The organism is Leifsonia sp. RCC_180, assembly GCF_058138205.1.
Window position 1 is genome coordinate 470,671 of record NZ_CP200340.1, and the last position, 25,872, is coordinate 496,542.

A 25,872-nucleotide genomic window follows, 5' to 3' on the forward strand; every position below is an offset into this window, starting at 1 on the left:
CGACGCCGACGACGCTCGCTGAGCCGCGCTCAGACGACGATCGACAGGCCGCGCCCGCGCAGCATCCGCGCGTCCGCTCCCAGCGCCGCCACGAGCCGGTCGTGCGTGCCCACGATGTGGTCGTGGATGAGCGCGGCAGCCTCGTCGGGCCGCCGCGCGTCGACCAGAGCGAGGATCTCACGGTGCTCCTCCCACGCCTCCTCACTTCGGACCACGAGCCAGCGCGCTCGCGCCAGCCGCGTCATGGCGGAGTCGACCGCGTTGGCGAGGAAGTGGTTGCCGGACAGCGCGGCGAGCCGCACGTGGAACTCCGTGCCCGCGCGCACCGCCTCGTCATTGGAGCGCCCCTCGTCGAAGCCGTCGACATGAGCGGCCAGTGCGGCGATCTCCGCATCGGAGGCGCGCGCGCAACTGATCCGTACCGCCGCGCTCTCCACGGCATCCCGGAGCTCGCTGAGCTGTGCGATCTCGCCCAGGTCGATGGGGGAGACCTGCCATCCGCGGCCGTCGCGGGAGACGAGCCCCTCCGCCTCAAGTCGCATGAGGGCGGCCCGGAGCGGGGTGCGCGACGCCCCGAGTTCGGTCTCGAGCCTGCGCTCTGTGAGTCCTGATCCTGGGACGCGGTCGAGGTCGAGGATCTGTGCGCGCAGCCGGTCGTAGACCGTCGGGGGACTGGCGGGAGCAGCGAGCTGTGGCATGATCCTCCTTTGGTATACCGGCCTGGTATACCGCTAGGGTATACCCATGACGAGTGAAGACGGACGCCGGCCACGCCCGTGGCTGATGCTCGCGTTCGGGGTGCTGGCCCAGGCAAGCTCCACCGTGTTCGTCTCGACGCCGGCGTTCCTCATCCCGCTGCTGCACACCGAGCGCGGTCTGAGCCTGGCCCAGGCCGGGCTCCTCGCCTCGGCGCCGACGCTCGGGCTCGTGCTGACGCTCATCGCGTGGGGTGCCCTCAGCGACCGGATCGGCGAGCGCTGGGTCATCGCCTCCGGTCTCGCCCTGACGGCGATCGCTGCTTTCGCCGCGATGTTCGTCGACTCCTATGTCGCCCTGGGTGCGCTGTTCCTCGTGGGCGGGATGGCCTCGGCAAGTCCCAATGCCGCCAGTGGGCGCGTGGTGATCGGCTGGTTCCCGAAAGAGCGCCGCGGGCTCGCCATGGGCATCCGGCAGATGTGCCAGCCGCTCGGGGTCGCGATCGCGGCGCTCACCGTGCCCGTGCTCGCCGCGACCGGCGGGATCGCCGCCGCCCTCGTCGTCCCGGCTGTGCTGTGTGCCGTGTCGGCCGTACTCTGCGCGATCGGCATCGTCGATCCGCCCCGGCCGCCCCGCCGAGCCGTGGCGGGGGAGCAGGCGCACCCTCAGGCCGTGTGGCGGCCGTACCGTGAGACCTCGCTGCTCTGGCGCATCCACTCGGTGTCGATGCTGCTCGTGGTCCCGCAGTTCACCATCTCGACTTTCGGGCTGGTCTGGCTGGTCTCCCAGCTGCACTTCGCCTCCCTCGCCGCGGGCATCGTCATCGGTGTCAGCCAGTTCGCGGGCGCGATCGGGCGCATCGGCATCGGCGTGCTGAGCGACCGCGTCGGCAGCCACCTGCGGCCGCTGCGGTGGGTGTCGCTCTGCGCGGTCGCGGTGATGCTGCTGATGGCGGTCGCATCCTCCCTCGGCTCGGTCGCCGCGGCGGTGATTCTCATCGTCGCGGCCATCGTGACGGTCGCCGACAACGGGCTCGCGTACACATCCGTCGCCGAGATCGCCGGCCCGTTCTGGTCCGGACGCGCGCTGGGCGCGCAGAACACCGGTCAGTTCCTGGCGGCGTCCGTCGTGGGTCCCGTCGTCGGGGCGCTGATCGGCTGGGTCGGGTACCCGATCGCCTTCGCGCTCGTCGCAGTCTGCCCCGCGGTGGCCGCTCCACTGGTCCCGCGGGATCGGGAGCTTTCGGCCGTGCCTGCGTGACGGGGAGCTTCTGGACTTTGCGCTCTTCTAGACTTCTGGGATGCGCATCGACATCGTCACGATCTTCCCGACCTTCTTCGATGTGCTCGACATCTCCCTGCTCGGCAAGGCGCGGCAGTCCGGGCTGATCGAGCTGGGCGTGCACGACCTCCGCGACTTCGCGCACGACCGTCACCGCACGGTCGACGACACCCCGTACGGCGGGGGAGCCGGGATGGTCATGAAGCCGGAACCCTGGGGTGAGGCGCTCGACGGCATCCTCGATTCCGGCTCGGATCCCGTGGTCATCTTCCCGTCGCCGGCCGGCGAGGTCTTCACCCAGGCGACGGCCCGCGAGCTCGCCCATGAGCAGCACCTGGTCTTCGGATGCGGGCGGTACGAGGGCATCGACCAGCGCGTCTTCGACGAGACGGCCTCGCGCGCGCGGGTGCGTCTGATGAGCATCGGCGACTACGTGCTCAACGGCGGCGAGGTCGCGACCATGGCGATGATCGAGGCGGTCGGCCGGCTGATCCCCGGCGTCGTCGGCAACCCGGAGAGCCTGGTCGAGGAGTCGCACGAGGACGGCCTGCTCGAGTATCCGAGCTACACCAAGCCCGCGCTCTGGCGCGGTCGCGAGGTACCGCCCGTGCTGCTGTCGGGCAACCATGGGGCGGTCGACGCCTGGCGTCACGAGCAGCAGCTCGCGCGCACGCGCGCCGTGCGCCCCGACCTCCTGCCCTGATCTCCATCCAACAGCTCCTGAGTTTTTCGGCCAGTTCGCTTCATTTGCGACGAAAACCTCAGGAGCTGTTGGCTTGGGGCGCGGCAGGGGAGGAGCGGGTCAGGGGGCCGAGAGGATGAGGGGGCCGTCGTCGGTGATGGCGATGGTGTGCTCGGAGTGGGCGCCGCGGGAGCCGTCGGCGCTGCGGAGCGTCCAGCCGTCGCGGTCGGTGTAGATCTCGTCCGTGGTCTCAAGGAACCACGGTTCGATCGCGACCACGAGTCCCGGGCGCAGGGGATAGCCACGACCCGGCCGGCCGTCGTTCGAGATGTGCGGATCGCCGTGCATCGTCCGCCCGACGCCGTGGCCGCCGAACTGCGTATTGATCGAGTAGCCCTCGGCGTGCGCCACCGCGGCGATCGCGGCGGAGATGTCGCCGATCCTCCCGCCCGGCTGGGCGGCCTGGATACCGGCTGCCAGCGCACGCCGCGTGGTGTCGATGAGGCGTAGGTCCTCATCCCGAGGGGTTCCGACCACCAGGCTGACCGCCGAGTCCGCGACCCAGCCGTCGACGCTCGCCGCGAAGTCCAGCGTCAGCAGGTCGCCATCCTGCAGGCGGTAGTCGTGCGGAAGACCGTGCAGCACGGCATCGTTGACGGACGTGCAGATCACCTTCCCGAACGGGCTCGCGCCGAAGGAGGGGTGGTAGTCGAGGTAGCACGACTCGGCGCCACGCCGGCGGATCAGGTCATGCGCGAGTGCGTCGAGCTCCAGCAGGTTCACGCCGACGTGGGCGGCCGCAGCGGTTTCTTTCAGCACATCGGCCACGAAGCGCCCGGCCGGCCGCATCTGCTCGATTTCCGCGGGTGTCCTCAACTCGATCACGCCGGCTCCTTTCGATGTCGTACGGCTTCAGTCTCTCAGGTGCGCATCCGGGAAACCCGCAGCCGCAGCACAGCCGTCCGCCGCTACGCTTTAAGTGTGTTCATTCGCAAGGCGTTCTACTGGTGGCTCTTCCCGTCCGCCGTGGTGCTCCCGGCCTGGCTGCTGGTCGGTTGGGCCGCCTTCAACCAGGGGAGCGGGTGGTCGTTCCTCGGCGTCCTGCTGTTGTGCCCCATCCTGTTCGTCGCCATGCTCGTCGTCGGCGGCATCGTCATGGCCCGGCGGAGCGTGCGTGAGGCGCGCGCCGTCTCGTGGTACGACGTCGGCCTGTTCGCTCCGTGGCATCTCACCATCATCGGTTTCGGCTTCTTCACACCCGGTCTCAGCGGCTGGTTCGCCGTCCTCGGCATCCTGCTCTTCGTCGCGGTCTTCTGGGTCGCTGTGTGGGAGCTGCTCCGCGAAACGCGTACGCGTGTCCAGCAGACGTTCGACGCCTACCAGCGGGCCGCACAGCCGCGGCAGGTGCCGCAACCGGAGGGCGACGTCGTCGACGCCGGCGAGTACATCGTCATCGAGGAGCGCCGCGACCGCGACTGAGCGGCGCCGCACATCCCGCCGCTTTGGCAAACCGGGGGTACGCATGGCAGAATTGACCCTTGTGCCGCGGCCAGGCTCTGCCACAGGGGAGCCAGCACTCATCGCGGACACCACATCGAACCCAGACGGCCGTCGCTCCTGAACAGAGCCGGCCCCTAGTCCGTTCCCGACCTGCGGCGGGCACAGAGAGCGAACAGCCATGCACATCCTCGACCAGCTCGACTCGGCGTCCCTGAAGCAGGACATCCCGGACTTCCGCGCCGGCGACACCGTCAAGGTGCACGTGAACATCATCGAGGGCACCCGCTCTCGTGTCCAGGTCTTCCAGGGCGTCGTCATCGGCCGCTCCGGCGAGAGCGTCCGCGAGACCTTCACGGTCCGCAAGATCAGCTTCCAGGTCGGTGTCGAGCGCACCTTCCCGGTCCACTCCCCGGTCATCGACAAGATCGAGGTCGTCACCCGCGGTGACGTCCGTCGCGCGAAGCTCTACTACCTGCGCGAGCTTCGCGGCAAGAAGGCGAAGATCAAGGAGAAGCGCGAGAGCTGAGCTCCGCGCCCACTAGCATCCCGAGCTCCCGGTCCGTTCATTCGGACCGGGAGTTCGGTCGTTAAGCGCGCGTCGTGTCGTTCGCGGCGTCGCCGGGCATGAGTGAGAATGGATGCGCAGGGCTCGCGCAAGCGGACGAGAAGGGCGGAGGACGGAACGCATGATGACCCCGGTATCGCCGTCGCTCCGGTTCGAAAAGGCGCTCTATCGTCAGGGCGTGACCTCGATCGTCGCTGTGGATGAGGTCGGTCGCGGGGCCCTTGCCGGGCCCGTCGCCGTCGGCATGGTCGTCATCGACACCACCGTGAAGCGCATCCCTCCGGGCCTCCGCGACTCCAAGCTCCTGCCCGAGCCGGTTCGCGAGTCGCTCGATCCGCTGTGCCGCAAGTGGGCCATGCATCATGCGGTCGGGCTCGCGACCGCAGCGGAGGTCGATTCCCTCGGCATCATGCGCTGCCTGGGGCTTGCGGGTGCCCGGGCGCTCGCGCAACTGGAGCTCCAGGGCGCGCTGGTGCACGAGAGCACGCTGATTCTCGACGGCAACTACGACTACCTGAATCCGGCACTCATGCGCCCGGCGAAGGTCGTGACCAGGATCAAGGCCGATCGCGACTGCGCATCCGTGGCCGCCGCATCCGTCATCGCCAAGGTGCATCGCGACCGGATGATGATCGCGCACGACCAGGAGTACCCCGGGTACGGCTGGGCGAGCAACAAGGGGTACTCGACGCCGGAGCATTTCGCTGCCATCTCGGAGCTCGGCCCGAGCGCGCTGCACCGGCTCACCTGGCTCAAGGAGCCGGCTCTCATCGACATCCCGGAGTGATTCTGCAAGGGTCGTCGTCCACAGGTTCGGCACCGTCGGAGCGGGCGCGCTCCATCCGGCATAGACTTGGCGAACGATGGATGAAGACGAGTTCGATGACTACGACCGCGAGGTCGAGTTGGCACTGTATCGCGAGTACCGGGACGTCGTCTCGCAGTTCAAGTATGTGATCGAGACGGAACGTCGTTTCTATCTGGCGAACGAGGTGGAGTTCGTGCGCCGCGATACGGAGCACGACTTCTACTTCGAGCTGACCATGAACGACGTCTGGGTCTGGGACGTGTACCGCGCCGACCGCTTCGTGAAGTCCGTGCGCGTCCTCACGTTCAAGGACGTCAACATCGAGGAGCTCTCCTCCAAGGAGTTCGAACTGCCCAAGGAGCTCGCGCTCGACGAGTGAGCGGGTCCGCTAGTGGGCTGAGTTCGGGCGTTTTCGGGATGCTTGTGCGCTAGACCGTGCTGCGTGCAGGGCGTCGCGGCGCCGTGACGATCGGCGACCCTTTTCTGCATCGTTCTGTCCACAGTTCGCTGCCCTGACGCCTTCTCCACAGATCCTCCGTCCCGACGTTCTGCCGCCTCCTGCCACGCGACGCTGGTCGCGGAGGCAAACATGGCTGAGAAAGACGCACTGGGTAGGCGAGGCGAGCACGTCGCCGCCGACTGGTTGCAGGAACGCGGTTACACACTGGTAGATCGCAACTGGCGGTGTCCCGTCGGCGAGCTCGATCTGGTACTGCGGCAGGGCACCACGATGGTGTTCGTGGAGGTGAAGACGCGTTCGTCGCTCGCCTTCGGGCACCCGTTCGAGGCGATCACTCCGGAGAAGGCGGCGCGGCTGCGTCGCCTGGCGGCCGCGTGGTGCCGCGAACGAGGGCCGGGATCCGTCGGCGTGCGCATCGACGCCGTAGCGGTGACCGACGCCTGGAGTGACCGACCCAACGTCGAGCACCTGACGGGGATCGTCTGATGGCGCTCGCTCGTACCTTCGCCATCGCCCTCGACGGCGTGCGCGGGCATGTCGTCGAGGTGGAGGCCGACATCTCGGCCGGGCTGCCGGCGTTCGTCTTGATCGGGCTGCCGGATACCGCCCTGGGCGAGTCCCGCAAGCGCGTCGGCGCGGCCGCCGTGAATGCCGGTTGCCCGCTCACCCAGAAGAAGCTGACCGTCAACCTGTCGCCCGCCGCACTTCCGAAGCAGGGATCGGGCTTCGACCTGGCGATCGCGATCGCGGCGCGCTCTCGGCGGCGGGTGCCGTGCCTGCCGCGTCCGCGGCACGTGCGGTGCATCTGGGTGAGCTCGGGCTTGACGGCCGTCTCCGCCCGGTGAGGGGTGTCCTCCCGGCCGTGCTCGCCGCCCGTGAGGCGGGGTTCGACCGTGTGCTCGTCCCGTCCGGCAACGCGGACGAAGCCGGGCTCGTCGACGGCATCGAAGTGGTGGGAGTGACCGGACTGCGTGCGGCAGCGATCGTCCACGGAGCCGAGTTCGACCCGCTGGAGCAGGAGCCGGTCGTGGCGAACGCGACAGAGCATCGTCCGGCTGAAGAGCCCGACATGGCAGACGTGACCGGCAACGAGGAGGCGGTAGAGGCGCTGGTCGCGGCTGCGGCCGGTGGGCATCACCTGGCCATGATGGGGCCGCCGGGAGCGGGAAAGACGATGTTGGCACGACGTTTGCCGACGCTGCTCCCTGACCTCGCCGGGGCCGATGCGCTGGAGGCGACGTGCATCCGCTCGCTCACCGGTCTCGGGGTGGGTTCAGAGCTGGTCCGGCGGCCGCCTTTCGAGGCGCCGCACCACACGGCATCCGCCGTGTCGCTGGTGGGAGGTGGAAGTGGGCGGATCACACCAGGCGCCATCGTGCGCGCCAGCCACGGCGTGCTGTTTCTGGACGAGGCCGCGGAGTTCCCGCCGTCGGTGCTCGACGCCCTGCGTCAGCCGCTGGAGAACGGGAGCATCACGATCCACCGAGCGAGCGGTGCAGCGACCTTCCCCGCGCGGTTCCAGCTCGTCCTCGCGTCGAACCCGTGTCCATGCGGGCACTACGGATCGAGTGATGCCGAGTGCACCTGCTCGCCGATGGCGCGGAGGCGGTATCTCGCCCGCATGTCAGGCCCGCTGCTCGACCGTGTGGATATCCGGCTGACGGTTCGAAGGCTCGGCTTGGCGGCGCTGCGCTCCGCCGCCGAGTCTCATCCCTTTAGGCGGACCAGCCGGCACCTCCGTGCTCGGGTGGAGTCGGCACGCGCGCTAGCCGTCGAACGATTGCAGGGAACGGGATGGGTCCGCAATGCTGATGTTGCGGGGAGCTGGTTGCGGGCCGGCGAGCGACGGTTGGGTGCTTCCGCGATCGCTCCGCTCGATCGCGCGCTGGAACGTGGAGCGATCACCATGCGCGGTTACGACCGCACCCTCCGATTGTCGTGGACTCTCGCGGACCTCGACGATGCGTCCTCGCCTGATGTCGACCACGTCGGGCGTGCGCTGTTCCTCCGACGCGGGATCAGCGCATGACGGGCAGGTCAGGGGAGGCGGACCGTCGATCGATCGGGCTGGGATCGCCTGCCTTGCCGGGTACCGCGACCGGCGAACTCCAACGGCTGCTCGATCCGGTAACGCTTCACGCGCCGTCGGCCGAACCGGGCGTCGCCGCAGAACGCTTTGCCAGGGCGGCTCTGACCACCGCCGTCGAGCCGGGGGACCTCGATGCAGGCCGCCTCCTAGGCGGTCTGGGGCCGGTTGGCCTGTTGCGCGCTCTCACCGACGGCAGCGACGCTCAGCGGGTTCTGCAGCTCGTGCGGGTTGCCAGCGAGGAGCGCTCGCAAGCGGACGAAGGCGATGCGGTCGAAGTGGTCTCGGAGGGACCGGTGTCTCATCAGCCACCGAAAGCGACCGACGGCCGGAGGAGTACCGAGGCCGCGTCGGACTCTGGCGCCGAGCGCCGTATCGCGGAATGCCTGGCGCGCTGGCGTCCGCGACTGTCGCTGCGCGAGTCGGCGCAGGCCCTGGAGCGCGCTGCACGGATCGGGGCCATGCTCGTCACCCCGCGTGACGACTGCTGGCCCGAGGGCTTGTCCTCGCTCCAGGCAGGCGCTCCGATCGCGCTCTGGGTTCGGGGCGACGCGCAACGGCTGCGGCGCCTGGGGCGATCCGTCGCACTGGTCGGTGCGCGCGCCTCGACCGACTACGGCGAGCACGTCGCAATGGAGAGTGCAGCAGGCCTCTCGGATCGCGGCTTCGCGATCGTCTCGGGTGGCGCCTACGGGATCGACGCGGCGGCGCATCGGGCGACTCTCGTGAGCGGAGGACTGACCGTTGCGTTCCTGGCGGGCGGCGTCGATCGCCTCTACCCAGCGGGGAACAGCGACCTGCTGAAGCGCATCGCAACCGAGGGCGTACTGGCGACGGAGCTTCCGCCCGGCAATGCGCCGACGCGGTGGCGATTCCTGATGCGGAACCGGCTCATCGCGGCCGCGGCAGCGGCCACCGTCGTCGTGGAAGCGGGTCACCGGTCCGGATCGCTCAATACGGCGGGGCACGCAGCCCAGCTCGGCCGTCCGCTGGGGGCGGTGCCCGGCAGTGTGCTGTCGCCGGCGTCAGCGGGATGTCATCGGCTCATCCGCGAGTACGACGCAACGTGCGTGACGACCACCGACGAGATGGCAGAACTGGCGGATCCGCTGGGGATCGGACCGGAACCGGAACCGGGCCCTGCGACGGCATCGGCGTCAGCGTCGGGAATTCGTCCGGTGTCAGCGACGGACGGGGGATCGGAGGCCGAACGCACCGTGCTCGCGGCGCTGGCTCCGGGAAAGGGAGCGAGCGCCGACGAGATTGCGGCGCGTGCGGCGCTTCCGTTCACGACGGTGGCTGGCGTGCTCGGGCGTCTGGACCTCGCGGGGCGAGCGCGGGAGAACGGCGGAGGCTGGACGCTCATCGAAGGGAAGCGACGGTGAAGCGCGTCGCTGCCGCGACCAGCCGCGGATCGGGGCGAAGCTGGGGTGGTGAACCTGACCGCCGCCATCGAGCAGTACGAGCGCCACCTCCGGGTCGAGCGCGGGTACTCGCCGCAGACGGTGCGGGCGTACCGGGCCGACCTCACGGCGCTCGCCGCGTTCGCGGGTGAGCGGGGCGTGGCTTCGACCGTCGGGCTCACGCTCGACCTCTACCGGGACTGGCTCTGGGAGGGGTCGCAGCGCGGGCTCGCCAAAGCGACCCTCGCGCGGCGGTCTGCGTCGGCTCGCGGGTTCAGCTCGTGGCTGGCGCGCAGCGGGGAGGCCGTCGGGAAGGAGGAGGCGGCTCCCGAGGGCGAGCCAGTGGATGCGGCCGCTCGGCTCCGCGCTCCGAAGGCCGACAAGACGCTGCCGCGGGTGATCACACGCGAGCAGATCGACGGCATCCTGGCGGCGCTGGCGAAGCGCGCCGAGGAAGGCGATCCGGGGTCACTGCGGGATGTGGCCGTGATCGAGCTGCTGTACGCCGCGGGCATCCGTGTGTCCGAGCTCACCGGGCTCGATGTGGACGACGTCGATGTGGAGCGTCTGACGGTGCGGGTGGTCGGCAAAGGGTCCAAGGAACGGGTGGTCCCGTTCGGTGTGCCCGCGCTGCGCGCCCTGAAAGCGTGGCTCACGTCGGGGAGACCGCGGTTAGCCGTCCCGGGCTCGGGCCCGGCGCTATTCGTCGGGTCGCGTGGGTCCCGTCTCGGAACGCGGGCGGTCTATCAGCTCGTGGCCGGACTCCTCGCCGACGTGCCGGGGCGCGGCCCCTCGGGCCCGCACGCACTCCGGCACACAGCGGCGACCCACCTGCTCGACGGCGGAGCGGACCTCCGTGCTGTGCAGGAGCTCCTCGGCCACGCCAGCCTCGGCACCACTCAGATCTACACGCACGTCTCCACCGAACGCCTCAGAGAGGCCTACCGCATCGCCCACCCCCGAGCCTGAGATCCGAACGCGAGCCTGAGACCCGAGCCTGAGATCCGAACGCGAGCCTGAGACCCGAGCACGATCGGGGGCGCCCTCACCCGCCCCCGAGGGGCAGCAGCACCGCCGGGGGCACCCGGGCGAAGAACAGCATCGGCGAGACGTACTCACCGTCGACCCGCACGCCGACGTGCAGGCAACCAGTACCGCAATGGCCTCCCGACCCGACAGCGCCGACAACGGCGCCCCGCGCGACGACCGAACCGGCGGGCAACTCCGACACGAGCGGCTCGAAGCTCGACAGCACGCCGTTCCCATGGTCGAGGGTCAGCACCGGCCGATCGACCACCACGCCGGAGAACCGCACCACGGCGTCGTCCGGCGCGCGCACCGCAGCGCCGGCCGCGGCCGGGAAGTCGACACCGCGGTGCCCGGCCGCATACCGCGTCGCCGGCGCAGCGTACGGCGCCGCCAGCGTGTGCTCCGGCAACGGCCACTCCCACGCGCCAGCGCTTCCGGACGCCAGCCGACCCGCCCATCCCGCCGATGTGGGCCCGGCAGCACCGGCGACGACTGATTCCACACCGCCCGCGGGAGTCGGCGCGCCCACCACCCCGAGCCACGCGGCAGCCAACACCGCAACGACCACTCGACGAAACCGCATCCGAACTCCCACTTCTCGCTCCATCCGCCCACTCTGGGCGGGTCCGATCCGGTCCGACGGCCCTGCCGACCAACCCGTGCACAACCGGTCGTCCGTCCCGCCTGTGGAGAGGGCGAATAGACCAACGGTTCTCCCGGCAACGTTCCGGGCGTAGCGTGTGATTCGCCTCGCGACCCTTCCGGGGTCCCCGACCAGCGGGGCGCACAATCGAAGAGGGATGAGATGTCTGAAGAGAGCAGGAAAGCCGCCGCCGCGAGCGAGGAAAACGTGCCGCAGCCGACGGCCAAGATGCGCCGGAGGGTCACGGGACTCGCGATAGCGGCCGCGGTCGGTGGCTTTCTGTTCGGTTTCGACTCGTCGGTGATCAACGGCGCCGTCGACTCCGTACAGAAGAACTTCGGCCTGAACGCCTTCATCACGGGCTTCATCGTCGCCATCGCGCTGCTCGGTTGCGCCGTCGGCGCGTTCGTCGCCGGCCGTCTCGCCGACCGCTGGGGCCGCCTGAAGGTGATGCTGCTCGGCGCCATCCTCTTCCTGGCGAGCTCGATCGGGGCCGGCCTCGCCTTCTCCGCCTGGGACCTCGGCTTCTGGCGCATCATCGGCGGTCTCGGAATCGGCATCGCCTCCGTCGTCGCGCCGGCTTACATCGCCGAGATCTCGCCGCGGCAGTCGCGCGGACGGCTGGCGTCGCTGCAGCAGCTCGCGATCACGATCGGTATCTTCGTCGCGCTGCTCTCCGACGCGTTGCTCGCGGGCGTCGCAGGCTCCGCGTCCGACCAGCTGTGGCTGGGCCTGGAGGCCTGGCGTTGGATGTTCCTGGTCGGCGCCATCCCGTCCATCGTCTACGGCGTGCTCGCGCTCACCATGCCGGAGTCCCCGCGCTTCCTGCTCGCGAACGGCCGCCACGACGAGGCCCGCAAGATCTTCCAGACGCTCGTTCCCGAAGGGGACATCGACCGTCAGATCGGCGACATCGAGCGCGCGATCGAGGAGGACAAGGAGGGCGCGAAGGCGACCCTCGCCGGCAACCGGTTCGGGCTGAAACCGATCGTCTGGATCGGCATCATCCTGTCCGTGTTCCAGCAGTTCGTCGGCATCAACGTGATCTTCTACTACTCGACGACGCTCTGGAAGGCGGTCGGGTTCACCGAGAGCAACTCGCTGCTGATCACGGTCATCACCTCCATCACCAACGTCGTCGTCACGATCGTCGCCATCCTGCTGGTCGATCGCGTCGGCCGTCGTCCGATCCTGCTCACCGGCTCCGTCGGTATGGCGCTGTCCCTGGGAGTGATGGCCCTGGCGTTCACCTTCGCGGTCAAGGAGGGCGGCGCCGTCTCGCTCCCGAACCCGTGGGGGCCGATCGCCCTGATCGCCGCCAACCTCTTCGTCGTCTGCTTCGGCGCCTCCTGGGGCCCGTTGGTGTGGGTGCTCCTCGGCGAGATCTTCCCGACCCGCATCCGCGGAAAGGCGCTGGGCGTTGCTGCGGCCGCGCAGTGGATCGCGAACTTCCTCGTCACCGTCTCCTTCCCGCCCATGGCTGACTTCTCGCTCCCGTTCACCTACGGCATGTACGCGATCTTCGCCGCCCTCTCCTTCTTCTTCGTGTTCTTCAAGATCCCGGAGACGAACGGCATGGCGCTGGAGCACGCGGAGACGCTGTTCCGCGAGGCGGGCGGCCGCCGTCGTGGCGTCCAGGTGCGCTCCAGCGGCGACTCCGCGTAGGCCCGCATCCCTGCTAAGCTGTCTGAAGCACTCCGCTCGTCGGGGTGACTACGCGTGCCCGGACGCCCTCCATTTGGGCGGGGCGCGCATCCACCGGTCTCCTTCCTCCTCTCACGGTCTTCCGTGCGGCTGGAAGGGTGCGGATGCGCGCGGGGTACCAGGAGTGGCGGCCGCCGGCCGCTGCAGACAACCGCAACCAAAAGGAGAACGGCAATGGCCGTCGTCACCATGCGCCAGCTGCTCGACAGCGGCGTCCACTTCGGACACCAGACCCGCCGCTGGAACCCGAAGATGAAGCGCTTCATCCTCACCGAGCGCTCGGGCAGCTACATCATCGACCTTCAGCAGTCGCTCGCGTACATCGACAAGACGTACGACTTCGTCCGCGAGACCGTCGCCCACGGCGGCACCATCCTCTTCGTCGGCACCAAGAAGCAGGCCCAGCAGGCGATCGCCGAGCAGGCGACCCGCGTCGGCCAGCCGTACGTCAACCAGCGCTGGCTGGGTGGTCTGCTGACCAACTTCACGACCGTGTCCAAGCGCCTTGCGCGCATGAAGGAGCTCGAGGAGCTCGACTTCGAGGGCACCACGAGCGGCTTCACCAAGAAGGAACTGCTCATCAAGAAGCGCGAGCTGGACAAGCTCCACAAGTCGCTCGGCGGCATCCGCAACCTGGGCAAGACGCCGAGCGCCCTTTGGGTGGTCGACACCAAGAAGGAGCACCTCGCGATCGACGAGGCCAAGAAGCTGGGCATCCCGGTCATCGGCATCCTCGACACGAACTGCGACCCCGACGAGGTGCAGTACCCGATTCCGGGCAACGACGACGCGATCCGCTCCGTCACGCTGCTGACCCGCATCGTCGCCGACGCGGCGGCCGAGGGCCTCATCCAGCGTCACCAGAAGCCGGAAGAGGGCGCCGAGCCCACCGAGCCGCTCGCCGAGTGGGAGCAGGAGCTCCTGCAGACCTCCTCCGAGGAGGTCCAGTCGGGCGCCGAGAACACCAAGGCCGCTGACGCCGACCTGGCTTCGGCCAAGGCCGACTCCGCCGAGGTCGTCGCCGAGGGCGAGGCCGACGCCGAGGCTGCTGACGTCGTCGCCGAGGTCGAGGCGGACGCCGCGGCTGCAGAGGCCACCGACGCAGAGGCCACCGAGGCCGAGGCTGCCGACGCGGCCACGGACGCCGAGTCCAAGTAACCCGCGTCCCTTTAGAAGTCTTCGAGTAAAGAAGGTTCCAGTCAGAACATGGCAAACATCAGCATCGCCGACATCAAGGCTCTCCGTGAGCAGCTCGGCACCGGCATGGTCGACACCAAGAAGGCGCTCGAGGAGGCCGATGGAAACATCGAGAAGGCCACCGAGATCCTGCGCCTGAAGGGTGCCAAGGGCAACGCGAAGCGCGCCGACCGCTCCACGAGCGAAGGCCTCGTCGCCGCCAAGGAGAACGGCAGCGGCACCGCCACGATGATCGAGCTCGCGTGCGAGACCGACTTCGTGGCCAAGGGCGACAAGTTCGTCGCGCTGGCCGAGAAGGTCCTCGACGCCGCGGCCGCCGCGGGCGCCACCACGGTCGAGGAGGCCCTCGCGGCCCCCGCCGGCAGCCAGACCGTCGCCGAGCTCATCGGTGACGAGGCCGCCATCCTCGGCGAGAAGGTGGAGCTCCGCCGCATCGCCGTCGTGAACGGCGAGCACTTCGCGATTTACCTGCACAAGACCTCCAAGGACCTGCCGCCGCAGGTCGGTGTCGTGCTCGGCTACGCCGGCGACGACGCGGAGACCGCCCGCAGCATCGCGCAGCACATCTCGTTCGCGAACCCGACCTACCTCACCCGTGAGGACGTCCCGGCCGACGAGGTCGAGAACGAGCGTCGCATCGTCGAGGAGATCTCGCGCAACGAGGGCAAGCCGGAGGCCGCGCTCCCGAAGATCATCGAGGGCCGCCTCGGCGCCTACTTCAAGCAGGTCGCCCTGCTCGAGCAGGAGTACGCCCGCGACAACAAGCAGACCATCAGCCAGGTGGTGAAGGAGGCGGGTCTCACCGTCTCCGGTTTCGCCCGGTTCAAGGTCGGCGCGTAACAGCCGATGAAGGAGTCCGGATCGTCACGACGATCCGGACTCCTTTTCTGTGTGCGGGATGCGGTCCCGCACGGAAGCACCCACTAGCTTTAACCAGAACCACGCACGGAAGGACGCTAACCACGCATGTCGGCAGTCACCCAGAGACATCCTGAACAGCGGCGCAGAGTCCTCCTGAAGCTCTCGGGCGAGGCATTCGGCGGCGGCCAGCTGGGCGTCAACCCGGACATCGTCAGCAGCATCGCCCGCGAGATCGCGCAGGCGGCTCAGGATGTCGAGATCGCGATCGTGGTCGGCGGCGGCAACTTCTTCCGCGGCGCCGAGCTGTCTCAGCGCGGCATGGACCGCGGCCGTGCCGACTACATGGGCATGCTCGGGACCGTGATGAACTCGCTGGCCCTCCAGGACTTCCTGGAGCAGGCCGGAGCCGAGACGCGCGTCCAGTCCGCTATCGCGATGACCCAGGTCGCCGAGCCGTACATCCCTCGCCGTGCAGAGCGGCACCTGGAGAAGGGCCGCGTCGTGATCTTCGGCGCAGGCGCCGGCCTGCCGTACTTCTCCACCGACACCGTGGCCGCGCAGCGCGCGCTCGAAATCAACGCGGATGTCGTGCTGGTCGCCAAGAACGGCGTGGACGGCATGTACGACGACGACCCGCGCACCAACCCGGACGCGCGCAAGATCGACCAGATCACCCACCAGGAGGCGCTCCAGCAGAACCTGAAGGCGGTGGACTCGACCGCACTCAGCCTGTGCATGGACAACGGGATGCCGATGCGCATCTTCGGGATCGAGCCGGCGGGCAACGTCACGGCCGCGCTGCTCGGGGCAGAGATCGGCACGCTGCTCGGCTGAGCCGCCGGGCAATAGACTAGAGCCGACCCACCGATCTGAAGGAGAAACCGTGATCGCGGATGTGATTTCCGACGCCCGCCAGCGTATGAGCAAGACCGTGGACGCGGCGAGGGACGACTTCGGCACCGTGAGCGCGGGCCGGGCGAACCCGGCCCTGTTCCAGAAGGTGCTGGTCGACTACTACGGTTCTCCGACGCCGCTTGCGCAGCTCGCCGGCCTCCAGAACCCCGAGGCCCGGGTCCTGATCGTCACGCCGTACGACAAGTCGGCGCTGAAGGACATCGAGCGCGCGCTCGTGAACATGCCCAACATGTCGGCGAACGTCGGCAATGACGGCGAGATCATCCGTGTCACCCTTCCCGAGCTGACCGAGGATCGCCGCAAGGAGTTCGTGAAGATCGTCCGAAGCAAGGGCGAGGACGCCAAGGTCGCGCTCCGCAACATCCGTCGTCGCTCCAAGGACGACCTGGATGCGCTCAAGGGCGAGGTCGGCGACGACGAGGTCTCGCGCGCCGAGAAGGAGCTCGAGGCGATCACGCGCACGCACGTCGACGCGGTGGATGACGCACTCAAGCGCAAGGAAGCCGAACTTCTCGAGGTCTAGTCGATGAGCGAGGACAGCAGTCCCGGGGGGCCGTCGCCTACGGCGCGACGTGGCAAGGCACGCTCGCGCGAGGAGATCCGCGCGCAGGTGCAGTCGACCCGGGCCGACTTCGAGCGCCAGGTGCAGGCCAGGAAGGCCCAGCTCGACGCCACGAACGAGCGGATCGCCGAGCGTACCGGCCGCAATCTGATTCTGGCCATCGTCATCGGCGTCGCCGTCGGCGCCGTGGTCGTGTTCTCGCTCATCTTCATCAAGGAGCTGTTCCTGCTGTTCGGGATGGCGATGGCGGGCTTCGCGAGCTTCGAGCTGGCTCAGGCCTTCCGCGGCACAGGACGGCGGGTGCCGCGCGTGCCGACGGTCATCGCGGCCGTCGCCATGGTGCCCGCGACGTTCTTCTTCCACGCGGGCGGTCAGCTTGTGTCGCTCTCGGCCGGCATCGTGCTCGTGATCGTGTGGCGGCTCATCGCGGAGGGTGCCGTCCCTGCCGCGAACCGCAGTGCCGGAGCGCTCGGCCGCGACCTGTTGTGGTCGGTCTTCGCCCAGCTGTACGTCACCCTGCTGGCGAGCTTCGTGATCCTGCTTCTCGCGGAGCAAGGGGGCGAGTGGTGGGTGCTCGCGTTCCTCATCCTGGTCGTCTCCGTCGACACGGGCGCCTACGTCAGCGGCCTCTCCTGGGGCAAGCACCCGATGGCTCCGACGATCAGCCCGAAGAAGACGTGGGAAGGCTTCGCCGGGGCGGCTGCCGCGGCCATCGTCGCGGGCGTCCTGCTGTCCGTCTTCATGATCGGCGAGCCGTGGTGGTTCGGGGTCGTGTTCGGCGTCGTGATCCTGCTGACGGCGACCGCGGGCGACCTCGCCGAGTCCCTGATCAAACGCGATCTCGGCATCAAGGACATGAGTTCGTGGCTCCCCGGGCACGGGGGCTTCCTCGACCGGCTGGACTCGATCCTCCCGTCTGCAGCGGCCACCTACGTCCTGTTCCTCATCTTCCGATGACAGAATGGGGGAGTGAGCACCTTCCCCCGCAGTTCGAAGTCCGCGCCGGGGTACGACGCCGACGAGGTGGATGCGTTCCTCCAGGCCGCGCGTCGTGCCTACGACGGCGACGATAATGGGCCGCAGCTGACGGCCGCCGACATCCGCCATGTGGCCTTCGCGATGACGAAGGGCGGCTATTCCACCACGCATGTCGATGCGGCGTTGGAGCGCCTGGAAGACGCCTTCGCGGCGCGCGAACGCGAAGCGGTTCGCGTGCACAAGGGCGATGCGACGTGGTTCGAGGAGGCGCGCACGACCGCGCAGGTGGTGCTCAACCGCCTCGACCGCCCGATGGGGCACCGATTCGACCGGGTCAGCTTCCTGACGCTGGGGTACAACCGCAACGATGTGGACCGCTTCGCGAACCGCCTGGTGAGGTATTTCCAGGACGGCCGGCCGATGAGTGTCGACGAGGTGCGCACCGTGACGTTCCGCGAGCAGCGCGGCGGTTACCGCGAGATTCAGGTCGATCTGCTGCTGGACAGCGTGACCGATGTCATGCTGGCGGTTCGCTGAGTGCGGGCGCCGATTCTTGGGTTTCCGGCCAAAGTCCGTTATCGTTCTGTGATCGTGGGTAGACGAGAAACAGCAGCAGAGCTTGTGCCGCTGACTCCGGCCAACCCGGTCGGCGTCGCGTTCAAGCGATCCCGGCGACCGCACATCCGGTCGCGAGCAGCCGTCTGGGGCTTCGCGTTCAGCGCGGCGGTCGGTTTCGCCCTGGTCAATGTCGTAGACCCGTTCTCGGGTACGACGACCACGCCGGCCTACGCCGAGGCGTTGCAGCAGATCCCCACCACGGAGCGCTACGAGGGCGCACCGGCGCAGCAGCTCACCGCTCCGGATGCGGCGGCAGTGACCATCACGCGCGACCCGGTCACGGTCAAGGCGAAGCCGAAGCCCACGCCGACCCCCACTCCCACGCCGGTCAAGAAGGCGGCGTCGAATGGTGGCGGCAGCAGTGCTCCGTCGGCTCCGATCCCGAGTCCCGGCACCGCCAAAGACATCGCCTACCAGATGCTGCAGCAGCGCGGGTGGGGCGACGACCAGTGGGGCTGCCTCGACCAGCTGTGGAGCCGCGAGTCCGGGTGGCGCGTGAACGCGTCCAACCCGAGCGGTGCTTACGGCATCCCGCAGGCGCTTCCGGGCAGCAAAATGGGCCCGGGCTGGGAGACCGACGCGTCGGTCCAGATCAGTTGGGGCCTCGGCTACATCGCCGGCCGCTACAGCACCCCCTGCGGTGCCTGGGCGCACTCCGAGTCCGACGGCTGGTACTGACCGGACGGTAGCTCGCCGGCTCCGTTCTAGACTTGAGGCATGCCGCGCAGCAACCGTCCCCGAGGCCGCCAGGGCGGCCGGAGGGACGAGGAGCCGGACGGCCTGGAACGCCTGATGTCGGGCTGGCGGCGCGTCGAAGTGCGTCGCGGCGTCGAATGGAACGTGCAGCCCGTCTCCGCCGTTCAGGCGCAGAAGAGCTACGTCTGCCCCGGCTGCGGCCGTGACATCACGCCCGGCGTCGCACACCTGGTCGCGTGGCGCGCCGACGGCGTGCTGGGCGACACGGCCGACCTGGCGGCACGTCGGCACTGGCACGAATCCTGCTGGAGGATCGCATGAGCACCGAAGGAATCAGCACCGAGGGAATCAGCACCGAGGGAATCAGCACCGAGGGAACGACCGTGGAGATCCGCGGGGGAGTCGAGCTGCCCGCGCGCCGGGAGGACATCGAGCTGCAGACACGGGATGGGCTCACTCTCGTCGGTGAGCTGGCGCTCCCGCTCGACCGCGAGCCGGTGGCGACGCTCGTGACCCTGCACCCGCTTCCCACCGCCGGCGGTTTCATGGACTCGCACATCCTGCGCAAGGCCGCGGGTCGTCTGCCTGCGCTTGCCGACATCGCGGTGCTGCGGTTCAACACACGCGGCACGTCCTCGCCGAGGGGGCGCAGCGCTGGCTCCTTCGACGAGGGTGTCGGCGAGCGAAACGACGTCGAAGCTGCGATGGCGTTCGTCGCAGAACGCGGCCTGCCGCATCCGTGGCTGCTGGGCTGGTCGTTCGGCACGGAGCTCGCCCTGATGTACGGGCGTGATCTGCCGGTCGAGGGCGTCATCCTGCTTTCGCCTCCGCTGCACCGGGCCAAGCCCGAGCACCTCGCCGCCTGGGCGGGGGACACGCGCCCGATCGTGGCGCTCATCCCCGAGCACGACGACTTCCTGAGGCCGGCCGAGGCGGCGCAGCGGTTCGCTCCGCTGCCGCAGATCGAGCTGGTGGAGGTGGAGGGCGGGAAGCACCTGTGGGTGGGGGAGAACCAGACCCGCCGCGTGCTCACCGAGATCGTTCAGCGCGTCAACCCGTCCGCCCTGCCGCTCCCCACGGAGTGGCCGGCGGCTCGAACCGCCTAGCCGGCCGCTGCGGCGCTGGTACGCGGGTCAGAGCTCGTTCTGGCGCGGGATGACGACCTGCTTGACGATGAGCAGGATCGCCGCGGCGAACGGGATGGCGACCAGGGCGCCCAGGATGCCGAGCAATGTGCCGCCGGCGAGGGCCGCGACCACGACGAGCGCGCCTGGTACGGAGACCGCGCGGTTCATGATGCGCGGGCTCAGGATGTACGCCTCCACCTGCATGTAGGCCAGGTAGTAGATGGCGGCGGCGATCGCGGTCGGAGTCCCGGACAGGAAACAGACGGCGACGATGATGACGGAGCCGGTGATCGTACCGACGAGCGGAATCAGGGAGAAGAAGAACGCGATCGAGGCCAGCAGGATCGGGAACTTGGCGCCGATCACGGTCAAGAAGATCGCGCTGAGCACGCCGTTCACAAGAGCCAGCAGCACCTGGCCCATGACGTACTTGCCGACGGAGTCGGTGATCTGGTCGCCCAGGTCGGCGAAGCGTGCCCGCCGGGATGCCGGTACAAGCTGGTAGGCAGAGCGCTTGATGCTCGGCAGCGACGCCGTGAAGTAGATGGTCAGAATGACGACGATGATCACACCGAAGACGCCCTGGACGATGCCGACTCCGGTCTGCAGCACCTTGGAGGTGATGTCGGGGAGGTTCTTTTGCAGCCATTCGGTGACCGCGTCGATGTTCTGCTGGTTGACGATCCCGGGGAACTGATGTTGCAGGCTGAGGAACCACTTCTCGGCGTCGCCGTTGTTCACCCAGTTGACCGTGTTCTGCACCAGCTGCGTGGCCTGGCTGATCGCGATGGGGACGATCGCCCAGATCAGGCCGACGAACGCGCCGATGATGACCACGAGCGCGACGACCAGCGCCAGCCAGCGTGGGAACTTCCGTCGCTCCAGGAACGAGATCAGCGGTTCGATGCCGAGGGCGAGGAACAGCGCGGCCCCGATGTACGTGATGATCGTCGCGAGACTGGTGATCGCGCTGAGGATGAGGATCCCGAGCCCGACGCCGAGTGCACCGATGAGGCCAAGGCGGAACGGGTTCTGGATCTTCATTGTTCCCCCTGGGATCAGTCGCGGTCGGCGGTCGCCTTCTCAGCCTGCTGAAGCACTCCGCGGAGGTTCTCGAAGTATCCGGCCACCGCTTCGCGTTCAATCCTAATCTGGGCGAGCCGGTCTTCCGCGTCGGCGACCAGGCGTTGCGTACGGTCCTCCGTCTCCGACAGCAGGGCCGCGGCGCGCTCTTCGGCGTCTCGGATGACCTTGGCGGCGGTGTCCTCGGCCTTCTTGCGGGCCTCGGTCACGGTCCGGCGCGCCTCCGTCTCGAACGCTTCGGCCTCGGAACGCGCCTGCGCGGTCCGCTTGACCGCGTCGGCGAGCTGCTGGTTGGCCTCGTCGAGGTACTTCTGCGTCTGCGCGACGGCCTCCTGGTGCCGGGCGAGGTACTCCTTCTCGGCTTCGTCGCGACGCGCGCGGAGCTCCACGTCGAGGTCGATGCGTGCCTGCTCGATCTCGCGGGTGCGGGCGTCGACCTCTTCCAGAGTCGTCGTGCGCAGCTGCGTCAGCTCGGCGTCGAGCGCAGAGCGTGCGTTCGCCGCCTCCTGCTCGAAGGCCGCCGCGCGTTCTGCGAGCTCGGCGTCGAGGGCCGTACGCGCTTCCGCGACCTCTCGTGCGAGCTGGGCGCGGGCTTCCGCGCCCTCCTTCTCCAGGGAGACGCGGGTCTGCTGCGCCTCGTCGGCGAGGGCCACCCGAGTCCGCTCGGCGTCGCGCTCGAGTTCGAGGCGCTGCTGCTCGCGCTGATCGGCGAGCTCGTTCGCGGTGGCCTCCCTGCGGTCGGCGAGTTCGACCGTCGTCCGGCGCACATCCTCGGCCAGTCGGCTCCGGGTCTGCTCCGACTCGGCGGCCAGAGCCGACTTCGTCTGCTCCACCTCTGCGGCGAGGGCTTTCTGGGTCTGCTCGACCTCGGCGGCGAGCGCCGACTTCGTCGTGGTCACCTCGGTCTGGAGGGCGGAGGTGGTCTGCTCGACCTCGGCCGACAGCCTGTTCGTGGTCTGCTCCACCTCTGCGGCGAGTTGCGTGCGGGTGCGCTCCACCTCGTCGGCGAGAGCGGCCTTGGTCGTTGTGACCTCGGTGTCGAGGGCCGACTTCGTCTGCTCGACCTCGGCGGCGAGAGCAGCCTTCGTCGTCGCGACCTCGGTCTCGAGGGCGGACTTCGTCTGCTCCACCTCGGCGGCCAGGGCGGATGTGGTGGACTCCACCTCCGCGGCGAGCCGTGCCCGCTCGGAGGCGAGCTCCGCCTCGACGGCGCTCCGCTGACGGCTGATCTCGTCGGTCAGGGCGGAGCGGGCGGTGTCGACCTCGTCCGCGAGCTGCGCGCGGAGTTCGGCCGCCTCGGCTTCGAGTTCGCGGCGCTGGCGGTCGGCCTCCGCCGCCAGGCGTGTGCGGCTCTGCTCCACCTCGGTCGCGAGGTCGCTCGCCGTCTGCTCGCGATCGGCTGTGAGCTGCGCGGCGGTCGCGGCGCGGTCCGCCTCCAGGCGGGCGTGGGTCTCGGTGGACTCCTTCTCGAGGGTGGTTCGCGTCTGCAGTGTCTCGTCCGCCAGCCGCTTGGTGGTGCGCTCGACCTCGTCTGCGAGGGCGGACTTCGTGGTGGTGACCTCGTTCTCGAGCGCAGCCCGCGTGGAGGTCAGCTCGTTCTCGAGCGCGGAGCGGGTGGTGCTGACCTCCGTCTCCAGCTCCGAGCGGGTACGCGTGACCTCCTCGGCCAGAGCGGAGCGGGTGCGGGTGACCTCGTCGGCGAGTTCGGCCGTCGTGCGCTCCACCTCGTCGGCGAGCGCGCTGCGGGCGGCCGTCACGTCGGCCTCCAGCGCCGAGCGCGTCTGCTCGACCTCGGCGGCGAGAGCACTCTTGGTCTGTTGCACCTCGGCTATGAGCGCCTTGGTGGTCTGCTCCACCTCGGTGCGGAGTGCCTGCCGCGCGGTGGTGTCGTCGTTGGCGAGGTCCGCTCGGGTCTGGGCGACCTCGGCCGCCAGTGCCGAGCGCTGCTCCTCGACCTCCGCGGCCAGGTCCGCTCGGGCCTGCGCGGCTTCCGCGGCCAGAGCGTTACGGGACTCCGCCTCCTCTGCGGCGAGCCGGTCGGCGGTCTCGGCCACACGCCTGTCCAGCTCCAGCCGGATCTGCGCGGACTCACGCTCGAAGGCGGCCCGGTCGTCGGCGAGGGCGTTCTCGAGTTCCGCCCGCCGGGCGGCGATCGTGCGATCGAGTTCTGCGGCCTCGGCGCGCGCGGCCTCCGCCTCACGGGAGGCGACCGCCTTCAGCTCCGCGGCCTCGCGATCGGCCTCGGCGCGGACCGCCGCGGCCTCACGCTTGCTCGTCGACCGCAGCTCTGCAGCCTCGGTCGCGACGGCGCCGCGGATGGCGGCGGCTTCGCGCATGGCGTCGTTGAGCAGGGTCTCCTTGTCGGAGCGGGTCTTGGCGAGCAGTTCGCCCGACTCGATCTGCGCATCCTCCAGGAGGGTCGTCGCGCGTGCCTGCGCGTCGGCGAGCACACGCTCGGCCTGCGCGGCAGCGGCCTTCTTCACCTTGTCGATCTCGGCGGACACGCCTGCTCGCAGCTTCTCGGCGTCGATATCGGCCTGAGCGATGAGCCGCGTGGACTGCTCTTCGGCGACGCGGAGGGTGTTCTCGAGCTTCGTGCCGAGTCCGGAGTAGGTGGGGCTGCCGACTTCTTCGATCTCGGCGTTGAGGTCGTCGATGCGCGCCTGCAGCCGCTTCAGCTCTTTCGCGGACTCTGCGGCCTGCGTGTTGGACTTGATCAGTTCGCGACGGAGCTCCTGCAGCGCCTTCTCGACCTCATCCTTGTCGTAACCGCGGAAGACCTGCGTGAAGTTGGATTCGTCGGTGGCCACTGTCATGCTCCTGGGGGATTTTCGGGTCGACTCGCAGCACGCGCGCCGGATCGATCCTACAATTTGCCGCCTGTGCCCGCACTGGGGGGCTGTGCTGGCGTCCAGACAAGGGTTAGCTGCCTCTCAGGCATGTCCGGTATCGTCGTGTGACTGTGCCCGCCCCCGAACTTCGGCACATGAGGAGTCCTGTTTGCGTTTCGTACTCGCTATCGTCGCGTTCGTCGTCGCCGCGGTAATGATCGTGGCCGGAATCGCGCAGCGCACCGTCTTCGCTCCGCCCAGCCACATCGAGGCGGCGACCTCTGTCTCCGGCGACCCCCGCTACCTCGTAATCGACGGGTCCGTGCTCAACGCGCATCCCGGGCAGCAGACACTGAATGTGACGGGTGCGCCCGATCAGGCCAAGCAGGTCGTGGCTTACGGCCGTACAGCGGACATGAAGGCGTGGCTGGAAGACCAGAAGTACGTCGCGGTCGGTTACAAGAAGACCACCGGCGCGCTCACGACGAAGACCGTCACGCCGAAGCCCGCGAAGGGTTCGGACGATAAGGGCGATGCGGGCGGCGCCGCAGAGGGCACCGCGACGCCGGCTCCCACGCCGGCTCCGACCGCCACGCCGTCTGCCGGGGCGTCGTCCTCCGGAACCGGTGCAGCTACCCAGGCCGCCGGCCCGAACCCCGCCGGATCCGACCTGTGGCTCGAGGAGTTCGACGGCGAGGCCGCACAGGTCACGCGCATGAACATCCCCGATGACGTCAGCGTGATCGTGGCCTCCGACGGCCAGAAGGCCGCTCCCTCCCGGGTCACCGTCACCTGGCCCGTCGACTCCAGCACGCCGTGGGCGTTCCCGCTGATCATCGGCGGCCTCATCCTGCTCGTCATCGGCATCGCCCTCTACCTGTGGGGCCTCTACACCCACCGCCGGTCGCGCGGGCCCCGTCGCAAGAGCGGTCCGAAGATGCCCAAGCTGCCGAAGGCCCCCAAGTACAAGCCCACCGCCATGATCGAGACCACTCCGCGCGGCCGCCGCTCCACCCGTGCCCGCGTCATGCTGCCCGCCGCGCTCATCGGCGCTCTCGCCCTGACGGGCTGCACGGCCGGGACGGATGCGGCCACAACGCCCACCAAGACGGCGACGCCTCTGACGACGGAGGCGCCGGACGCGAAGGACCAGCTGCCACCGGCGGTCACCGTGCCCCAGCTGGAGCGCATCGTCAAGCGCATCTCCGAGTCGGCGGCGCAGGCGGACGCCAAGGCGAGCGCCGACCTAGCCAAGGCCCGCTTCATCGGGCCCGCCCTGCAGCTCCGCCAGGCGAACTACGCCATCCGCGCCAAGAAGGCCGACGAGCCGGCGCTCCCGGCCATCCCCGCCAGCCCGATCGTGCTGTCGCTGCCGCAGGCGACCGACGCGTGGCCGCGAACCGTCGCCGCCGTCATCCAGACCCCGAAGGACGCGAAGGGCACCGCTCAGGCGCCGATCGCCCTCACTCTGGTGCAGACCACGCCGCGCGACAACTACCAGGTCGAGTACGCCGTGTCGCTGGAGCCTAAGGCCAAGGTGCCCAACCTGGCGCCGGCGAGCATCGGATCCGCTGTGGTCCCGCCCGACTCCAAGCTGCTGGCCCTGCCTCCGGCGAAGGTCGCGGCCGCGTACGGCGACATCCTCATGAACGGCGACAAGAGCCAGTACGCGAGCCTGTTCAACGCCGAGGGCGACACCCTGCGCACGCAGGTCGGCGCCGACTGGAAGGCGAAGCAGAAGGCGGCGGTGCCGGCGACGGCGTCGCTGACCTTCACCGGTGCGCCGGGCGCTGGGACCGACGTCGCTATGGCGACGAACGACTCCGGTGCCATCGTCTGGACGGACCTGACGGAGACGCAGACGCTCAAGGTCGTCGAGGCCGGCGCCGAAGTGAGTGCCGGTGCGACCGCTGCGGCCCTCACCGGTGTGCCCTCGTCCAAGACCGGCATCGAGTCGACCTTCGGGTACCAGCTCGCCTTCTACGTGCCCCCGGCCGGGTCGGACGCCAAGATTACGCTGCTCGGGTTCGCCCAGGGCATGATCGGCGCCAAGCAGATCCCGTAGCCCGACGGTCGCCGGAGCGCATCGGTGGCGGCGACCCGAGTATCCTTGTCTCTCGTGCTGGAACGCCCACGAAGCGCGCATC

The 25,872-nt window shown here is 69.1% G+C and carries 25 protein-coding genes and 1 pseudogene; 21 read left to right on the forward strand and 5 right to left on the reverse strand.

Annotated elements, in window-relative coordinates:
* Positions 1-29 precede the first annotated feature (29 nt).
* Positions 30-698 carry a GntR family transcriptional regulator gene (locus AB7E03_RS02360; RefSeq protein WP_489938964.1) on the reverse strand — a complete coding sequence of 223 codons (669 nt, stop codon included), beginning with the start codon at positions 696-698 and terminating at the stop codon, positions 30-32.
* 46 nt (positions 699-744) lie between these two features.
* On the opposite strand from AB7E03_RS02360, the gene AB7E03_RS02365 reads away from it, so the two are divergent.
* Together AB7E03_RS02365 and trmD are read left to right on the forward strand one after the other, a co-directional pair.
* Positions 745-1,956: an MFS transporter gene (locus AB7E03_RS02365; RefSeq protein ID WP_489938966.1), complete on the forward strand. Its 1,212-nt coding sequence runs from the start codon at positions 745-747 to the stop codon at positions 1,954-1,956.
* Positions 1,957-1,996: 40 nt separating this feature from the next.
* The gene (trmD, locus tag AB7E03_RS02370; protein ID WP_489938968.1) at positions 1,997-2,680 is read left to right on the forward strand and encodes a tRNA (guanosine(37)-N1)-methyltransferase TrmD; all 684 of its coding nucleotides are present in this window, start codon (positions 1,997-1,999) and stop codon (positions 2,678-2,680) included.
* A 99-nt stretch (positions 2,681-2,779) separates the two neighbouring features.
* Here trmD and map read toward each other — a convergent pair whose 3' ends face one another.
* Positions 2,780-3,544: a type I methionyl aminopeptidase gene (gene map / locus AB7E03_RS02375; protein ID WP_489938970.1), complete on the reverse strand. Its 765-nt coding sequence runs from the start codon at positions 3,542-3,544 to the stop codon at positions 2,780-2,782.
* 96 nt (positions 3,545-3,640) lie between these two features.
* Here map and AB7E03_RS02380 point away from each other — a divergent pair, with 96 nt between their 5' ends.
* From AB7E03_RS02380 to AB7E03_RS02415, 8 genes and pseudogenes are all read left to right on the forward strand, one after another.
* Positions 3,641-4,138 carry a hypothetical protein gene (locus AB7E03_RS02380; RefSeq protein WP_489938972.1) on the forward strand — a complete coding sequence of 166 codons (498 nt, stop codon included), beginning with the start codon at positions 3,641-3,643 and terminating at the stop codon, positions 4,136-4,138.
* Between the two features lie 199 nt (positions 4,139-4,337).
* Positions 4,338-4,685, forward strand: coding sequence for a 50S ribosomal protein L19 (rplS, locus tag AB7E03_RS02385; protein WP_441782505.1), 348 nt, complete (start codon positions 4,338-4,340; stop codon positions 4,683-4,685).
* A 217-nt stretch (positions 4,686-4,902) separates the two neighbouring features.
* Complete coding sequence (gene rnhB, locus AB7E03_RS02390) at positions 4,903-5,511, forward strand: ribonuclease HII (protein ID WP_489938974.1); 609 nt, start codon at positions 4,903-4,905, stop codon at positions 5,509-5,511.
* 76 nt (positions 5,512-5,587) lie between these two features.
* Positions 5,588-5,911, forward strand: coding sequence for a DUF2469 family protein (locus AB7E03_RS02395; RefSeq protein ID WP_018190696.1), 324 nt, complete (start codon positions 5,588-5,590; stop codon positions 5,909-5,911).
* Between the two features lie 210 nt (positions 5,912-6,121).
* Positions 6,122-6,478 (forward strand): YraN family protein, encoded by a 357-nt coding sequence (locus tag AB7E03_RS02400; RefSeq protein WP_489938977.1) that lies wholly within the window; start codon positions 6,122-6,124, stop codon positions 6,476-6,478.
* A pseudogene (locus tag AB7E03_RS02405) lies at positions 6,478-8,021 on the forward strand (YifB family Mg chelatase-like AAA ATPase). Before AB7E03_RS02400 ends, AB7E03_RS02405 begins: the two are co-directional and overlap by 1 nt.
* Positions 8,018-9,463 (forward strand): DNA-processing protein DprA, encoded by a 1,446-nt coding sequence (dprA, locus tag AB7E03_RS02410; RefSeq protein WP_489938979.1) that lies wholly within the window; start codon positions 8,018-8,020, stop codon positions 9,461-9,463. The pseudogene AB7E03_RS02405 and the gene dprA overlap by 4 nt, the downstream one beginning before the upstream one ends.
* 48 nt (positions 9,464-9,511) lie before the next feature.
* Positions 9,512-10,450, forward strand: a complete 939-nt coding sequence (locus AB7E03_RS02415; protein WP_489938981.1) for a tyrosine recombinase XerC — start codon at positions 9,512-9,514, stop codon at positions 10,448-10,450.
* Between the two features lie 76 nt (positions 10,451-10,526).
* On the opposite strand, the gene AB7E03_RS02420 is transcribed toward AB7E03_RS02415, so the two are convergent.
* Positions 10,527-11,093 (reverse strand): peptidoglycan DD-metalloendopeptidase family protein, encoded by a 567-nt coding sequence (locus AB7E03_RS02420; RefSeq protein WP_489938983.1) that lies wholly within the window; start codon positions 11,091-11,093, stop codon positions 10,527-10,529.
* A gap of 222 nt (positions 11,094-11,315) precedes the next feature.
* On the opposite strand from AB7E03_RS02420, the gene AB7E03_RS02425 reads away from it, so the two are divergent.
* The 10 genes from AB7E03_RS02425 (at position 11,316) to AB7E03_RS02470 (ending at position 19,790) form a co-directional block, all read left to right on the forward strand.
* Positions 11,316-12,818, forward strand: coding sequence for a sugar porter family MFS transporter (locus tag AB7E03_RS02425; RefSeq protein WP_489938985.1), 1,503 nt, complete (start codon positions 11,316-11,318; stop codon positions 12,816-12,818).
* A gap of 213 nt (positions 12,819-13,031) precedes the next feature.
* A complete protein-coding gene (rpsB, locus tag AB7E03_RS02430; RefSeq protein ID WP_489938987.1) occupies positions 13,032-14,015 on the forward strand; it encodes a 30S ribosomal protein S2 in 984 nt (327 codons plus the stop codon).
* 48 nt (positions 14,016-14,063) lie between these two features.
* On the forward strand, positions 14,064-14,894 hold the full coding sequence (gene tsf / locus AB7E03_RS02435) for a translation elongation factor Ts (RefSeq protein ID WP_489938989.1): 831 nt from the start codon (positions 14,064-14,066) through the stop codon (positions 14,892-14,894).
* Positions 14,895-15,020: 126 nt separating this feature from the next.
* Positions 15,021-15,749, forward strand: coding sequence for a UMP kinase (gene pyrH / locus AB7E03_RS02440; RefSeq protein ID WP_489938991.1), 729 nt, complete (start codon positions 15,021-15,023; stop codon positions 15,747-15,749).
* Between the two features lie 49 nt (positions 15,750-15,798).
* Entirely contained in the window at positions 15,799-16,353 is a 555-nt protein-coding gene (gene frr / locus AB7E03_RS02445; protein WP_441782495.1) for a ribosome recycling factor, read from the forward strand.
* 3 nt (positions 16,354-16,356) lie between these two features.
* Positions 16,357-17,349, forward strand: a complete 993-nt coding sequence (locus AB7E03_RS02450) for a phosphatidate cytidylyltransferase (protein WP_489938993.1) — start codon at positions 16,357-16,359, stop codon at positions 17,347-17,349.
* A 12-nt stretch (positions 17,350-17,361) separates the two neighbouring features.
* The gene (locus AB7E03_RS02455) at positions 17,362-17,907 is read left to right on the forward strand and encodes a DivIVA domain-containing protein (protein WP_489938995.1); all 546 of its coding nucleotides are present in this window, start codon (positions 17,362-17,364) and stop codon (positions 17,905-17,907) included.
* A gap of 54 nt (positions 17,908-17,961) precedes the next feature.
* A complete protein-coding gene (locus tag AB7E03_RS02460) occupies positions 17,962-18,666 on the forward strand; it encodes an aggregation-promoting factor C-terminal-like domain-containing protein (protein WP_489938997.1) in 705 nt (234 codons plus the stop codon).
* Positions 18,667-18,705: 39 nt separating this feature from the next.
* The gene (locus tag AB7E03_RS02465; RefSeq protein ID WP_489938999.1) at positions 18,706-19,005 is read left to right on the forward strand and encodes an Rv1322 family protein; all 300 of its coding nucleotides are present in this window, start codon (positions 18,706-18,708) and stop codon (positions 19,003-19,005) included.
* A gap of 62 nt (positions 19,006-19,067) precedes the next feature.
* Complete coding sequence (locus tag AB7E03_RS02470; protein ID WP_489942845.1) at positions 19,068-19,790, forward strand: alpha/beta hydrolase; 723 nt, start codon at positions 19,068-19,070, stop codon at positions 19,788-19,790.
* Between the two features lie 27 nt (positions 19,791-19,817).
* Here the strand turns inward: AB7E03_RS02470 and AB7E03_RS02475 are convergent, their stop codons facing one another.
* On the reverse strand, positions 19,818-20,855 hold the full coding sequence (locus tag AB7E03_RS02475) for an AI-2E family transporter (protein WP_489939001.1): 1,038 nt from the start codon (positions 20,853-20,855) through the stop codon (positions 19,818-19,820).
* 14 nt (positions 20,856-20,869) lie between these two features.
* Positions 20,870-23,704 (reverse strand): coiled-coil domain-containing protein, encoded by a 2,835-nt coding sequence (locus AB7E03_RS02480; RefSeq protein WP_489939003.1) that lies wholly within the window; start codon positions 23,702-23,704, stop codon positions 20,870-20,872.
* Positions 23,705-23,894: 190 nt separating this feature from the next.
* Between AB7E03_RS02480 and AB7E03_RS02485 the strand changes: the two genes are divergently transcribed.
* The gene (locus AB7E03_RS02485; protein ID WP_489939005.1) at positions 23,895-25,790 is read left to right on the forward strand and encodes a hypothetical protein; all 1,896 of its coding nucleotides are present in this window, start codon (positions 23,895-23,897) and stop codon (positions 25,788-25,790) included.
* Positions 25,791-25,872 lie beyond the last annotated feature (82 nt).